The organism is Arthrobacter sp. UYNi723 (assembly GCF_054057635.1).
The window spans coordinates 57,460-70,654 of record NZ_JBSRZM010000019.1; the positions used below are offsets into that span (position 1 = coordinate 57,460).

The window sequence follows — 13,195 nt, forward strand, 5'->3', positions numbered from 1 at the left end:
ATGTGGATCCGCCCCCAGAACCGTGCCCGCCGGCTTCTGGGCGAGAATAGTGACATGCGAAATTTCCTCAGGGAATGGCAGGGCGAAATCAAACGGGTATTCACCGGCAGCACTGACGGTCAGCCCGCATGGGTTCCGCGGCTGGCCGAAGGGGACGACGCCGGCTATCACCTTCCCGGCACGGCCGTCTGGGCGGTGCACGGCTCCATGACCACCATTGTGGCCGGGGTCCGCGCGCTCCTGATGCAGGCCTTGCACCCCGGGGCGCTGGCGGGAATCCACGAGCACTCCGACTTCCGCGCAGATCCGCTCAGCCGGCTGGCCCGGACCATCCGCTGGATCTTCACCGTCACCTATGGCCCACAGGCCGCCGCCGACGAGGCTTCCGCCCGGGTCCGTCGCCTGCACGAGCCTGTACAGGGGAACTACGGTGACGGCCACGGCGGCGAGCGGAGCTACTCGGCCAACGATCCGGAACTCGCCCGCTGGGTCCACATCGCGTTCGTGGACGCCTTCCTCTCGGCCCACAAAATCTGGGGTGCCGGGATCCCCGGCGGCCCCGACGCCTATGTCCGCGAGTGGGCCCAGGCCGGACGGCTGATGGGCGTGGAGGATCCGCCCCTGAGCGAGGCCGAAATGCGGGAGCAACTGGACCGCTGGTATAACAACGGTGAGCTGGTCGCGGACGGCAGGGTTGCCGAGACCGTTGAGTTCATCCGCAACCCGACACTGCATCCGCTGCTGCGCCCCGGCTACCGGATCATCTTCGCCGGCGCCGTCTATAGCCTTGAGCCGAAGTACCGCCGGATGCTGGGGCTCCAGGTCCCCCGGCTGGGGCCATTCCCGCTCCCCGTGAGGCTGGCAACGAAGGTGACTCTCGGCGTCGTACATCTTGCCCTTGGACGCGGGCCTGGACCCAGCGAACAAGCGGCCCGGGAGCGCCTCCGCCGCCTGGGCTACGCGGGCGCATGAGCTGGCAGCTGGGCTGGGCAGCTGGGCTCCAGCCATGGGTCAACGCCTGGCTGGACGACAGCAAAAACCCGGCCCTGACGAGGTCAGAACCGGGTTTTTGGCTGGCGGAGAATGGGGGATTTGAACCCCCGAGGGCGTTAACCCAACACGCGTTCCAGGCGTGCGCCATAGGCCGCTAGGCGAATTCTCCAGCTGCTTCTGAATCAAAAGCAGACACTAGACTACCTGAACTTTCCGGCATCGCCCAATTGGGCCCGGCGGACTGTTACCGCCGCCGGGCAGCCCGGACGCATCTGGCCCGTTAACGTCAAAATGGACGCCCCCAATGCGCCCATTCCTCCGATACGCCGTTGAGCTGCCGGGTCCGGCCCTCCAGCCAGGCCCCGCAGCTCACAACCTTGAGATTGCCCCAATCGGTGTACATATCCATGATCGGCCCTACCCGCCGGATAAGCAATGAAAATCGCTGCCCATTACCCTGCCTTCTTGGCAGGATGAGGCCATGACACAGCTGCACGCCCTGGTGGTTTACGTTCCGGAGACACACGCGGAGCCGCTGCTCGCGGCAATCGGGGACGCCGGCGCGGGCAGCATCGGGAACTATTCGCACTGCACCTTCACCTCCCCCGGCACCGGGCGCTTCACTCCGTTGCCTGGTGCCGAGCCGTTCATCGGGGCCGTGGGTGCGGGCGAGCGCGTGCCGGAAACCCGGGTGGAGTGCGTTGTGGAGGAAGAGATCCTCGACGCCGTTGTGCTGGCCCTGCGCGCGGCGCACCCTTACGAGGAGCCCGCCTTTATGACCTGGCCGGTGGATGGCTGGCGACGCTAGCTGGCGCCTGGGCCTTTGCGCCAGCCTTCGCCTTTGCGCCAGCTTTCGCGGCCGTGCCCCGCTTGAGCGGTGTGGGCCAGCACCGTTCAAGCGGGTCCGGGCAGCTCATCAGGAAATTCCGGGCGGCGAGAGGGCACCCGGCCGGGCCGCGGCCAGCCGGGGCCCGGGCCGTCCGGACCTTCCCGAATCTTCGGGTAAACTTGTCTGCGGCCCCTCATGTGGCGTCATCCTGTTGAACTCCCCCAGGACCGGAAGGTAGCAAGGGTAAACGGGCTCTGGCGGGTGCATGGGGGGTCTTTACTATTCCCCCACAGGGCGGCCGTCCGCGAGGGATCCTGATTGTCTGCCCGGATTGGTAGGGTTTTCCCGTGACTGTTACTACCACCGCCCTTTACCGCAGATACCGCCCGGACTCCTTCGCCGACGTTATCGGGCAGGAACATGTCACCGAGCCGCTGATGACGGCACTGCGGAAAAACCGTGTCAACCACGCCTATCTCTTCTCCGGCCCACGCGGTTGCGGAAAGACCACCTCCGCCCGCATCCTGGCCCGCTGCCTCAACTGCGCCCAAGGCCCCACAGATACTCCCTGCGGTACGTGCCCCAGCTGCATTGAACTGGCCCGCGGCGGCTCAGGCTCCCTGGACGTCATCGAGATCGACGCCGCCAGCCATGGCGGCGTGGACGACGCCCGCGACCTCCGCGAGCGCGCAACGTACGCTCCGGTCCGCGACCGCTACAAGATCTTCATCATCGATGAGGCCCACATGGTCACCTCGGCCGGGTTCAACGCCCTGCTGAAGATCGTTGAAGAGCCGCCGGAGCACATCAAGTTCATCTTCGCCACCACGGAGCCGGACAAGGTCATCGGTACTATCCGCTCCCGCACGCACCACTACCCGTTCCGGCTTGTCCCGCCGGAGCCGCTGATGGCGTACCTGGAGCTGCTGTGCACTCAGGAAAACGTCCCGGTGGCACCCGGCGTACTGTCCCTGGTGGTCCGGGCCGGCGGCGGCTCCGTCCGCGATTCCCTGTCCGTGCTGGACCAGCTGATGGCCGGAGCCGGACCCAACGGCCTCGACTACGAACTGGCCGTAGCCCTCCTCGGCTACACCCACGCTTCGCTGCTGGATGACGTGGTGGAAGCTGTGGCCGCCTCAGATGCCGCCACCGTTTTCCGGGCTGTGGACCGCGTGGTGCAGACCGGCCACGATCCCCGCCGCTTCGTCGAGGACCTGCTGGAACGCTTCCGCGACCTCATCATCGTCCAGGCCATGCCCGAAAGCGCCCAGGTCATCCTCCGCGGCATGCCTGCGGACCAGATCGCCCGGCTCCAGAACCAGGCGCACAACCTCGGGGCTTCCGAACTCTCCCGCGCCGCTGATGTCACCAACACTGCACTGACCGAGATGACCGGCGCCACTTCTCCGCGCCTGCACCTCGAACTTCTCTGCGCCCGCATCCTGCTCCCCAGCTCGGAACAGACGGAACGCGGCATCGCTGCGCGGATCGACCGCGTGGAGCGGCGCCTGAATTACGCCGGGAACGACGTCGGCGCTCCCGCTCCGGCTGGTGCTGCGGTTTCGGCTGGACCCGCTGCGGTTTCCGCGGTGCCGACAGCGGCAACGCCGGATCCTGCTGCACCCGTTTCCGTACAAGCAGCTTCCGTGCAACCAGTTTCTGCGCCAGCCGTTTCTGAGGCGCCCGCTGCGGCACGTCCGGTTGCTGCGGTTCCGGCCGCGGCACAGCAAGTTGCTGCGGCGCCGGTTGCTGCGCAGCAGCCTTCAGGGCCAGCGGCTGCCGGTCCCGGGTCGGCCCGGCCACCCGTATCCGGAGCTGAACAGACCAGGCCGTCGCTGACGCCGCCCAGGGTCAGCACCAACGACTGGCCGGTTGACGAGTCCACAGGCAGGCGGCACGCTCCCACACCGCAGGCATCCGGTCAGCCCACCCAAGAGACCGGGGCAGACGCCCCCCGCGCAGTTTCCCCGGCCACGCCGCCGGCAAGCACCGACGCTGTCACGGCTCCTGCCACCGCTGCACCTGCCCCGGCTGCGCCCGCTTCGGTTGGCCATGCCCCTGCCACCGCTGCACCGACCGGTGCGACAGGAACTGGCGCGGCAAGCACTGGGGCCGCCGGGACAGGCGACGTCGAAGTCCTGCGCCGTGCCTGGCCGGAAGTTCTGCAGACACTCTCCAAGATCAAGCGCAGCACGTGGGCCCTGGTTGAGCCGAACGCCCAGGTGGGTGCATTTGACGGCCAGGTCCTGACACTGTCGTTCAGCACTACCGGGTTGGCTGGCGCCTTCGGCCGGGCTGATCACGCTGAAAACCTGCGGCAGGCGATCCACAAAACGGTGGGCATCGACTGCCAGATCACGGCAGTCGCCGGTGGCGCCAACAGGGCAGCGAGCGCTGAGCCAAACCCAAAAGCTCCCGCTAGTCCGGAAGCCAGCCCGGAAGCTCCGGCCAGTTCAGCCGATGTCGCGTGGGGCCTGGCCCCTGCCAGCGCCGTTTCCACGCATGAGGTCCTGGCCACCGCGCCGGCACCTTCGCCAGCCCCCTCCCCCGCGACGCGTGCTCCCGAACCGGCCGTGCCTCCTGCCACTGCTGCACCTGCACCGTCTGCAGGCGCGGCAGCTCCTGAAGAAACAGTCCAGCACACCGGCGACGTCAGCGCGCCGGCAGCCACTGTGGCCGCCCAGGTACCAGCCGCCCGGGGACAGTCGGTACCAGCTGAGCCGGATGCCACCGCCGGTTCGTATGCCTACTCCGATGACGACTGGGGTCCCCCGCGCGACGAAGATGCTCCGCCGCTGGACGAGGAACCACCCATGGACTGGGATCCCTCGGCTGCGGCTACCCCACGCCTGTCGCCTTCACAGCCTGAGCCTTCAGCGGCCGCACCCGCCAAGCGGCCCGCTCGAGGTGCTTCAAAGGCTGCAGCAGCAAAGACCTCCCCAGCTAGCAGGTCCTCCGGTGCGGCATCGGCCGCTCCTTCACAACCCGATCCGGCACTGGATCCGTGGGGCCGGGCCATCGAGCAGGCGCCAGGCGTATGGGTAGTTGGCACCGAGCCCAATGTTGGCAAAAGCCTGAACACTCCCGGCCCTGAAGAGGCCACGGAAAGCGCTCCTGCACCCAGCTACGAGCCCGCCACCGCCCAGGTCCCCAAGACGTCAGCTGTCGTGAGCCAGTCCGATGCCGACGCCAGCTGGGGCTTGTCTCCGGTGGCCCCCACCGCAACCACCGACATCGCCGCACAAGATTCAGCTGCACAACATTCAGCTGCACCGCAGAGCCCCGCACCAGAGAGCCCCGCACTACAAGGCCCCGCGCCAGAAACCGCGGAGCCCCACAATCCGGCGCCAACCGGCCAAGCACCGGGAGCCCCGGCAGTCCCGCCGGGGGAAGCAGCGGTTCCCGAACCGGCTGAAGTCCGTGAGTACGCCATGGCATCGACGGCTCCGGCTGCCGCACCCCTGCAGCCGGCACCGGCAACCTCTGAGTCCGCTGCTGCCGCCCGGCAGAGTCTTTACCAGCGACTGTCCAACAGCCCCGAGGCCGAAGCCGGGCGTGCCAAGGCGCCGGCCAGGGCTGCCGCCGCAACCTACGTCCAGGACATACCGAGCGCGGACGATGAAACCATCGAGGAATCCGGTGTCTTTGGACGCGCCGCCGTCGAGCGTATTCTGGGCGGAACGCTGATCGAGGAGCGGTCCCCGGACGGAAGCCCCATCGTTGCGAGGTTCTAGGCACCTGGCGCACGTACTCCCGCAACTCCATTCACCACCCAAGCCAAGCCAAAAGAGGAAAACGTGTACGAAGGTGCAGTCCAGGAGCTGATCGACGAGCTCGGACGGCTTCCCGGTGTCGGTCCCAAATCCGCCCAGCGGCTTGCCTTCCACATCCTCGAAGCGGACCCGCAGGACATGAAGCGACTCGTGGAAGCCATCACCATGGTGAAGGAACGCGTGAAGTTCTGCACGGTATGCGGCAACGTCACCGAGCAGGAACTGTGCAACATCTGCCGGGATCCCCGGCGCGACCCGTCAGTCATTTGTGTGGTGGAGGAGTCTAAGGACGTCCTCGCCGTGGAGCGCACCCGATCGTTCCGCGGCCGCTATCACGTGCTGGGCGGAGCCATCAACCCCATTGCCGGCGTAGGGCCCGAACAACTGCGGATCCGGGAACTCCTGACACGGCTGAACGACGGCGCCATCCAGGAAGTCATTATCGCCACCGACCCCAACCTCGAAGGCGAAGCAACGGCCACGTACCTGGCCAGGATGCTGAAGACAATCGGCATCGTGGTGACCAGGCTGGCCTCCGGACTGCCTGTGGGCGGCGATCTTGAGTACGCCGACGAGGTCACGCTCGGCCGCGCTTTCGAAGGCCGCCGCAACGCCCTGACCTGAGCGGACCTGCCCCTGCCCCTGCCCTGATCAGACCGACCGGGCTAAGGCAGACAGGCGCCCGACCCGGCCTGGCCTGGGTTCAGGCGGCCGGGTTGAGTCGTCGTCGGGTACAGCGGCTTTAGGCGATGCGGGTTCCGCGTGCCAGCCTGTGCGCCGGAGTTCGCAGCGAGCGCCAACCCAACCACATCAGCAGTCCGGCAAGCAGCAGCTGCAGGCCGAGCCCCAGCGGCCACAAGGGAGTGGACTGCGCCAGGTACTGCGGCTTGGCCTCGCCGTTGGCGCAGGGGTAGGTGCCCTCCGGACCGGCCATGGCGTAGCGTGCACCCTGGCTGATGGATTCGATGGCGCCCACCGGGGATGACATGCCGAAGCCGTTGTTGACGCGGACCGTGTAAGGGATGGCATCTGCCACCACCACGTAAGGGTTCATGGCCAGCATCCACGCAACCCTTTCGGTGCGAACGGCCGGCTGGGCGCGCAGCGGACCGGAGCAGGTGTACTCCGGTTCCTGGGGTGCTGTTTCGTCGGGTACCGGCTGCAGCGGTTCGTAGTTGCGGTACTGCGCCTGGTTGGCCATGATGGTGCCCTGCGAGAGCCCGGCGCCCAGGCCGAAGGCAATCAGGGAACCAAATACCAGCCCGGCCACTGCAAGGTACGTGACCACGATCGAGAACAGCGGGCGCCCTGCCAGCGCGGAAATTCCGACGCCGATGGCACACACCACGCCCACTTCAACGGCCAGCATCAGCAGGGCCACGATGACATGGCCGGGCGTCATGCCGCCCAGGGCCACTCCGATGACCAGGAACGGCGTGCTGGCAACCAGGAAGGCCAGGGCGGCGGCCCACGCGGCGAAGAACTTGCCCCACAGGATCTGTCCGGGACGGAGCAGGGTCACCTGAAGGATGGCCAGGGTCCCGCCGGCGCGGTCGCCGTTGACGGCATTGGCAGATAGTGCGGGCGCCACCAGCAATGCGAAGAGGAGGACAAAGGCCAGGACCACTTCGAAGATCATGGACCCCGGTCCCTGGTCGGCCGGCAGAAAGTTGGAATAGGCGCGCTGGGCTTCGCGCTGGGCGTTCCAGCTGGCCCAGGTCAGCCAGGTCACCAGGCCCGTCAGGATGAACCAGATGGCCAGCATGATGTACCAGCCGCGAGACCGGAGCCGCTGCTTGAGTTCCAGGACCACCACATCCCGGATGCCGGCAAGGTAGCCGGCACTAAAGCCGGAAGCCGGCGGGCGCTGCGTTGGTTCTGTCAGCTGGCTCATCGCCGCTCCCCCTCAAGGTTCATGTAAGTCTCTTCCAGGGCACCCGAGGCGGGGGCAAAGGAGCTGACCCCGATGCCGGCCAGCACCAGGTCGCGCAGGAGGCGGGCGGCGTCGTCGTCGTTCAGCAACACCAGGCTGACGGCCGGCCGGCGGCCGTCCTCAACCCGGAACGCCAGGCCCAAGTCCGTGAGTTTGGCGGCGAGCGCTGCGCCGTCCGTTGCCGAGATGGCGTAGCGCCTTCCGGAGGCGGCAGCCGCGTCCGTGGTCTGGTGCCGGACCGTCTTCCCTCGGTTGACGAACACCGCTGCGTCGGCAATTTCGTCCAGCTCGCTGAGCACGTGGGAGGAGACCACAATAGACTTCCCCTCCGCCGCAAGCTGCCGCAGCATCACCCGCAGCTCCACCCGCGATCCCGGGTCCAGGCCTGACGCCGGCTCATCGAGCAGCAGCACGGACGGATCGTGTATCAGTGCGCGGGCCAGGCTGAGGCGCTGCTGCTGCCCCCGGGACAGGACACGGGCCGGCTGGTCCGCAAGGTCGCTCAGGCGGACCCGGTCCAGCATCTCGGTGACGCGCTGCGGGATTCCGGCCTTGGGCAGCCGGTAGAAACGGGCTATCTGAGTGAGGATCTCACGGGCGGTCAGGGACTCCCACACGCCCAGGGTGTCCGGCATCCAGCCAATCCTTTTGCGCACTTCCGCGCTGTGGTGCTGCGGATCCAGCCCATCCACCGTGACACTGCCGGAATCCGGCGCCAGCAGTGAAGCCAACATGAGCAACAGCGTTGTTTTACCGGCACCGTTGGGGCCGATCAGGGCGGTGACTTTTCCCGCCGGAGCATGGAAATCCATGTGCTCGACGGCGTGCACCTGCCCGAAGCTGCGGCTCACCGCGGTGGCGCTGATGCCGTCCTGGCGCGGGCTTTCCGGCTGGGCTGGAATGCCTATTCTGTCCCAGTTTTCTGTCATTTTCCGAGCACCTGTCCCCCAAAGCCATTCATGCATACTGACTATATGAGCCTACGCCTGAGCCGACGGGCACAGTATCCGCCGGAAGGCTGAGATTTGGACACAATTCCGCGTCCGGCCACAGGCGGCGATAAACTGGGCTGACACGTCACGCCGTCCAGCCGCAAGGCCGTGCCTGACCTCCAGAACTCCGATTGATCCAGTGAAGGTACGCGCATGAGTACGCCCACTTCCGAAGTGCACACAGGAACGCAGCCACAGGAGCTGCCCGAAGGCACTGCCGTGACCAAACAGCTGATTGTGCAGAAGTTCGGCGGCTCCTCCGTATCGGATGCCGAGGGCGTCAAGCGCGTCGCCAAGCGCGTGGTCGACGCGCAGCGGGCCGGCAACGAAGTGGTGGTGGTCGTTTCGGCCATGGGCGACACCACCGACGAACTGCTGGACCTCGCCGCCCAGGTGACCGACTCCGCCCCCGCCCGCGAGATGGACATGCTCCTCTCCGCCGGTGAGAGGATCTCCATGGCCCTGCTGGCCATGGCCATCAACAAGTTCGGCGCCTCAGCACAGTCCTTCACCGGCTCCCAGGCCGGCATGATCACGGACGGCATCCACGGCAAGGCACGCATTATCGACGTCGATCCGCACCGAATCCGCACGGCCCTGGACAAGGGGCACATCGCGATCGTCGCCGGCTTCCAGGGCATGAGCCGTAGCACCAACGAGATCACCACCCTGGGCCGCGGCGGCTCGGACACCACCGCCGTCGCGCTTGCGGCCGCACTCGACGCCGATGTCTGCGAGATCTACACAGACGTTGACGGCATCTATACCGCGGACCCCCGCGTGGTGCCTTCCGCCCAGAAAATCGACACCATCTCCAGCGAGGAAATGCTGGAACTCGCGGCGTCCGGTGCGAAGATCCTGCACCTGCGCTGCGTTGAATACGCGCGCCGGTTCGGTGTGCCGTTGCATGTCCGGTCCTCATTCAGCCAGAACGAAGGCACCTGGGTCATCCCCAGCGCCGAAGACAAGATCACCACTCAAGAGGGAGTTGCCTTGGAGCAGCCAATCATCTCCGGCGTTGCACACGACCGTTCCGAAGCCAAGGTCACTGTGGTGGGTGTCCCGGACATCCCCGGCAAGGCGGCCGCGATCTTCCAGGTCATTGCCGACGCCCACTCGAACATCGACATGATCGTGCAGAACGTTTCCACGCACGGCACGGGCCGGACGGATATTTCCTTCACGCTCCCCATCGTCGAAGGCGCGGAGGCCCTGGAAGCGCTCAAGGCCGCGCAGCCGGACATCGGGTTCGAGAACATCGAATACAACGAACAGATCGGCAAACTGTCCCTGATCGGGGCCGGCATGCGGTCACACCCGGGCGTCTCCGCGACGTTCTTCAAGGCCCTGTCCGATGCCGGGATCAACATCAACATGATCTCCACCTCGGAAATCCGGATCTCCGTGGTGACACACGCCGATCTCCTCGATGACGCCGTCCGGGCAATCCACAAGGCCTTCGACCTGGACAGCGAGGACGAGGCAACCGTCTACGGCGGCACCGGGCGCTAGCCCAAGTAGCCCTCTACAAGCAACGCGGGGTCACTTCCGGCCCGATAGACGAAGGTTATCGGGCCGGAAGTGACCCCGCGTTGCTTTTGTTTCAGCCCTGTTTGTCCAATTCTTCGCGGCGCACGGCGTAGTGATGACCTTCGGAATCGGTTTCCACCACGAAGTGGGAAAGATCCTCATCAGAGGCCTGCTCGAACTCATCATGCTTGTGGACCACGGGCGAATCCGTGTCCAGACGCGTTGCCGGCCCGAAGACAAAGCGGAGCCTGTCAGTCGCGTGCATAAAACCGGTGAGCGCATGTCCCATTGTTTCCACCCCCTTCCCGCGTTGCGGGCGAAAGAGCCACTGCCTCCTTATGGAGTCAGTGCCCTTATTTTACGCCCGCCGCCCGAAAATTGGTCTGGTGAGGTTCGGCCGGATGGGGAGCCCGGGGAGAGTCAGCGGAGGGACTGGTCGTCCGGGTTCCTGGCCACAACATAGGTGCTGCCGTCCGGGCGGGTGACCGTTTCCCATTGCTGGGTATCCCGCTCGCGCTGAACCAGGAGCGCCCGGTTCTCTTCGGTCATGTCATGCACCAGGGAACTGCGGTTGGCCGGGCCGAAAATCGCCCTGAGCTTGCCGGTTGCGCGCATGAACCGCTGGGATGCGTTGCCCTTGTCGGCTGACTTGCCTTTGCCCATGAAAGTGACCCCTTCGATAGAACCCAATTACCCGCTCCAGTGTACGCTAACAATTAGTGCACTAACTATTGGAGGAATGTTATGACGGTACGGGCCGGCGCTTCGCGGCAGCAGGACGATGACCTCCTCTTGGAGCAACAGCTCTGCTTTGCCCTCACCGTGGCATCCAGAAGCGTGGTGGGCGCCTACAAGCCCGTCCTCGAAAAGCTCGGACTCACCCACCCGCAGTATCTTGTGATGCTGTGCCTGTGGGAATCAGCACCCCGCACCCTGCGCAGCATCAGTGAAGCCCTGGCGCAGGCCCCGGCCACCATCTCACCGCTTCTTCGGCGGCTGGAGGAGGCCGGCTTTGTCACCCGCCAGCGGGTGGACGGAAACGAACGCACCCTTGCCGTGGGCCTGACCCCCGCCGGCGCCGCGCTGCGCCAGCAGGCCGTTGCCGTCCCGGGCACCATGATGGAACGCCTGGGGCTGACCCGCGAGCAGGTGGGCGAGCTGCACAAATCCATGATGGGGCTCATCGCCGCCACCGCCGGAACCACCGGGCAACCCGTCGGGGAGTAAACCCGGCAAGGCGTAAAATGGCAGCAACCTAGGAGGGTCCATGCGTTTGCGAACAGTACGGCCATTGCTGGCGGTCCTCGCCGTTGCCTTGCTCGCCGCGTGTACGGGCCCGCCCGACGGGACCGGGACTTCATCCGCCAGCCCCACAGCTAGCCCCACAACCAGCTCCTCCGCCAGCCCGGGCACCTCCGGGTCCCCCGCTCCGGACACCGAGACCACCGTCCCTGCGCCGTCCCCTTCCGCACCCCCGGCCCCGACGGCAGGCCCCGGCGCCGGCAACGCCGAACTTGCCATCATGGTCAGGCCCTCTCCCACCGAAGCGGCGGTGAACTACACGCTGGTCTGCCGCGACGGCCTCCCCACGGCTGAGAGCAAGCACCCCAGGCCGGAGGCTGCGTGCGCTGCCCTCAAGAACAACGCTGCGCTCCTCAGCCCGGCCCCCAAGAGCAAAGACGTGGCCTGCACCGAACAATACGGCGGCCCGCAGACCGCCACGGTCACCGGGATTGTGGACAATACTCCCGTGGATGCCGCGTTCGCGCGCACCAACGGCTGCGAAATCGGTGCCTGGAACGCAGCCCAGGACGTCCTGGGCGCCAGCGGTGGAGCAACGTAGCCTGCTGACGGCCGATGCCTGGCGTGCCCGCGAAGAAGCGCACGCCCAACGCGTCCGCCGTTACTCGGATCCCTACCTTGCCCGCCGCTCGGCAGGTCGGAAGCACCCGGTGGAGGACTTTCTTTTCACTTACTACACCCAGAAGCCTGGCCAGCTGCTGCGCTGGCACCCGGGAGCCGGCGTCGTACTGACCGCTGAAGCGGCGTCCGCCCGCATGGGCTGGAAGCACAACAAAACGCTCGACGACGGCGAACTCGCCTCCCTAGGGCTGCCGCCAGGTACCACCGCTGTGACTTTTGACCGCACCGGGTTCCTGGCCGACCGGCACGAGGCTGTGGCCTTCGCGGACATCATTCTTCGCGGCACCGCTGCCCGGCCCGCGCAGTTCGGCTGCTTCGGGCTGCACGAATGGGCCATGGTCTACCGACAGGACAAATTCGACCTGCGCCATGAATACCTGCAGCTGAGGCTGGGTTCGGCCGGCACGGACAAAGTGGTGGAGGACAACCGGATCCGGTGCTCACACTTCGACGCCTTCCGGTTTTACACGCCCGACGCGATTGCACTGAACGAACTGGCGCCCAGCCGCGAAAACCAGCGGCACATGGAACAGCCGGGCTGCCTGCACGCCAACATGGACCTCTACAAGTGGGCGTACAAACTGCTGCCCGCGCTTCCCAGCGAACTGGTCATGGATTGCTTCGAACTGTCCTGGCGGATCCGGGCCATGGACATGCAGGCCTCCCCCTACGACCTCGCGGAGTGGGGTTACCCGCCCATTCGGATCGAAACCGCGGAAGGCAAAGCGGCCTACGTTGAGCATCAGCGCGCCTTCGCCGGTGAGGCTGCTGCGCTCCGAGGGCGCCTGGCGCAGGCCTTGGCACCGCTTCGAACTGGGGGGACGGTATGAAGGACCTCGAGCTGACCATCAGGGTCACGGAAGACCCCGACTCCCCCGAGTACGAGTTCCGGCTGATAGTCCGCGATGGCCGCCCTGCTGACGGTTGCACCGTGCCCGATCCCGCAGCAGCGTTGTCAGCGATGGAACGCTTCGGTGAGGACATCTTCTTTCCCAAACCGGGCCCCCCGAAACTCTGCACGCAGCAATACGGCGGGCCGCAGGTGGCCGTTGTGTCCGGCTCCATCAACGGCCGTCCCGTCAGTGTGACTTTCCGGCGAACCGATGGCTGTGAAATCTCCTGCTGGCGCGCCATGGCTCCCCTGTTCGGCGGGACAACTGGTTCCCGCGGCGAAATCTGACCATCGGCGGCAGCCTCCGCAAAACGGGAACGCCGCCGGAAC

13 protein-coding genes, 1 tRNA gene and 1 other RNA gene are annotated in these 13,195 nt (G+C 66.3%); 10 read left to right on the forward strand and 5 right to left on the reverse strand.

The annotated features are described in order from the left end of the window. Positions 1–54 precede the first annotated feature (54 nt). The gene (locus ACVWY0_RS14960) at positions 55–972 is read left to right on the forward strand and encodes an oxygenase MpaB family protein (RefSeq protein ID WP_485837381.1); all 918 of its coding nucleotides are present in this window, start codon (positions 55–57) and stop codon (positions 970–972) included. Between the two features lie 102 nt (positions 973–1,074). Here the strand turns inward: ACVWY0_RS14960 and ACVWY0_RS14965 are convergent. After that, positions 1,075–1,162 (reverse strand) — tRNA-Ser (locus tag ACVWY0_RS14965). 312 nt (positions 1,163–1,474) lie between these two features. On the opposite strand from ACVWY0_RS14965, the gene ACVWY0_RS14970 reads away from it, so the two are divergent. From ACVWY0_RS14970 to recR, 4 genes are all read left to right on the forward strand, one after another. Next, positions 1,475–1,801 (forward strand): hypothetical protein, encoded by a 327-nt coding sequence (locus ACVWY0_RS14970; RefSeq protein ID WP_485837382.1) that lies wholly within the window; start codon positions 1,475–1,477, stop codon positions 1,799–1,801. A 205-nt stretch (positions 1,802–2,006) separates the two neighbouring features. Continuing rightward, positions 2,007–2,103: signal recognition particle sRNA small type (gene ffs / locus ACVWY0_RS14975), an RNA gene on the forward strand. A 66-nt stretch (positions 2,104–2,169) separates the two neighbouring features. After that, positions 2,170–5,556, forward strand: coding sequence for a DNA polymerase III subunit gamma and tau (locus ACVWY0_RS14980; protein ID WP_485837383.1), 3,387 nt, complete (start codon positions 2,170–2,172; stop codon positions 5,554–5,556). Between the two features lie 63 nt (positions 5,557–5,619). Beyond that, on the forward strand, positions 5,620–6,219 hold the full coding sequence (recR, locus tag ACVWY0_RS14985) for a recombination mediator RecR (RefSeq protein WP_056348564.1): 600 nt from the start codon (positions 5,620–5,622) through the stop codon (positions 6,217–6,219). Positions 6,220–6,337: 118 nt separating this feature from the next. Here recR and ACVWY0_RS14990 read toward each other — a convergent pair whose 3' ends face one another. After that, positions 6,338–7,489 (reverse strand): ABC transporter permease, encoded by a 1,152-nt coding sequence (locus ACVWY0_RS14990; protein WP_485837384.1) that lies wholly within the window; start codon positions 7,487–7,489, stop codon positions 6,338–6,340. Beyond that, the gene (locus tag ACVWY0_RS14995; protein ID WP_485837385.1) at positions 7,486–8,457 is read right to left on the reverse strand and encodes an ABC transporter ATP-binding protein; all 972 of its coding nucleotides are present in this window, start codon (positions 8,455–8,457) and stop codon (positions 7,486–7,488) included. Before ACVWY0_RS14995 ends, ACVWY0_RS14990 begins: the two co-directional genes overlap by 4 nt. A 216-nt stretch (positions 8,458–8,673) precedes the next feature. Between ACVWY0_RS14995 and ACVWY0_RS15000 the strand changes: the two genes are divergently transcribed. Continuing rightward, positions 8,674–10,032 carry an aspartate kinase gene (locus ACVWY0_RS15000; protein ID WP_485837386.1) on the forward strand — a complete coding sequence of 453 codons (1,359 nt, stop codon included), beginning with the start codon at positions 8,674–8,676 and terminating at the stop codon, positions 10,030–10,032. A gap of 91 nt (positions 10,033–10,123) precedes the next feature. On the opposite strand, the gene ACVWY0_RS15005 is transcribed toward ACVWY0_RS15000, so the two are convergent. Both ACVWY0_RS15005 and ACVWY0_RS15010 read right to left on the reverse strand, forming a co-directional pair. After that, positions 10,124–10,339 (reverse strand): hypothetical protein, encoded by a 216-nt coding sequence (locus ACVWY0_RS15005; RefSeq protein ID WP_252602242.1) that lies wholly within the window; start codon positions 10,337–10,339, stop codon positions 10,124–10,126. A 131-nt stretch (positions 10,340–10,470) separates the two neighbouring features. Further along, entirely contained in the window at positions 10,471–10,713 is a 243-nt protein-coding gene (locus ACVWY0_RS15010) for a hypothetical protein (RefSeq protein WP_485837408.1), read from the reverse strand. Between the two features lie 81 nt (positions 10,714–10,794). On the opposite strand from ACVWY0_RS15010, the gene ACVWY0_RS15015 reads away from it, so the two are divergent. The 4 genes from ACVWY0_RS15015 to ACVWY0_RS15030 are packed head-to-tail and all read left to right on the forward strand — an operon-like array spanning position 10,795 to position 13,153. After that, positions 10,795–11,277 carry a MarR family winged helix-turn-helix transcriptional regulator gene (locus tag ACVWY0_RS15015; RefSeq protein WP_485837387.1) on the forward strand — a complete coding sequence of 161 codons (483 nt, stop codon included), beginning with the start codon at positions 10,795–10,797 and terminating at the stop codon, positions 11,275–11,277. A gap of 40 nt (positions 11,278–11,317) precedes the next feature. Then, on the forward strand, positions 11,318–11,893 hold the full coding sequence (locus tag ACVWY0_RS15020; protein ID WP_485837388.1) for an SSI family serine proteinase inhibitor: 576 nt from the start codon (positions 11,318–11,320) through the stop codon (positions 11,891–11,893). Further along, positions 11,880–12,803: a 3-methyladenine DNA glycosylase gene (locus tag ACVWY0_RS15025; protein WP_485837389.1), complete on the forward strand. Its 924-nt coding sequence runs from the start codon at positions 11,880–11,882 to the stop codon at positions 12,801–12,803. The genes ACVWY0_RS15020 and ACVWY0_RS15025 overlap by 14 nt, the downstream gene beginning before the upstream one ends. After that, positions 12,800–13,153, forward strand: a complete 354-nt coding sequence (locus tag ACVWY0_RS15030) for a serine protease inhibitor (RefSeq protein ID WP_485837390.1) — start codon at positions 12,800–12,802, stop codon at positions 13,151–13,153. The genes ACVWY0_RS15025 and ACVWY0_RS15030 overlap by 4 nt, the downstream gene beginning before the upstream one ends. Positions 13,154–13,195 lie beyond the last annotated feature (42 nt).

What these genes read in the sequence shown, in the direction of transcription:
- ACVWY0_RS14995 (WP_485837385.1), bottom strand. Translation starts at nt 8,457, where the DNA reads ATGACAGAAAACTGGGACAGAATAGGCATTCCAGCCCAGCCGGAAAGC.
- ACVWY0_RS14970 (WP_485837382.1), top strand. Translation starts at nt 1,475, where the DNA reads ATGACACAGCTGCACGCCCTGGTGGTTTACGTTCCGGAGACACACGCG.
- ACVWY0_RS15015 (WP_485837387.1), top strand. Translation starts at nt 10,795, where the DNA reads ATGACGGTACGGGCCGGCGCTTCGCGGCAGCAGGACGATGACCTCCTC.
- ACVWY0_RS14960 (WP_485837381.1), top strand. Translation starts at nt 55, where the DNA reads ATGCGAAATTTCCTCAGGGAATGGCAGGGCGAAATCAAACGGGTATTC.
- ACVWY0_RS15020 (WP_485837388.1), top strand. Translation starts at nt 11,318, where the DNA reads ATGCGTTTGCGAACAGTACGGCCATTGCTGGCGGTCCTCGCCGTTGCC.
- ACVWY0_RS15005 (WP_252602242.1), bottom strand. Translation starts at nt 10,339, where the DNA reads ATGGGACATGCGCTCACCGGTTTTATGCACGCGACTGACAGGCTCCGC.
- ACVWY0_RS14990 (WP_485837384.1), bottom strand. Translation starts at nt 7,489, where the DNA reads ATGAGCCAGCTGACAGAACCAACGCAGCGCCCGCCGGCTTCCGGCTTT.
- ACVWY0_RS15030 (WP_485837390.1), top strand. Translation starts at nt 12,800, where the DNA reads ATGAAGGACCTCGAGCTGACCATCAGGGTCACGGAAGACCCCGACTCC.
- ACVWY0_RS15010 (WP_485837408.1), bottom strand. Translation starts at nt 10,713, where the DNA reads ATGGGCAAAGGCAAGTCAGCCGACAAGGGCAACGCATCCCAGCGGTTC.
- ACVWY0_RS15000 (WP_485837386.1), top strand. Translation starts at nt 8,674, where the DNA reads ATGAGTACGCCCACTTCCGAAGTGCACACAGGAACGCAGCCACAGGAG.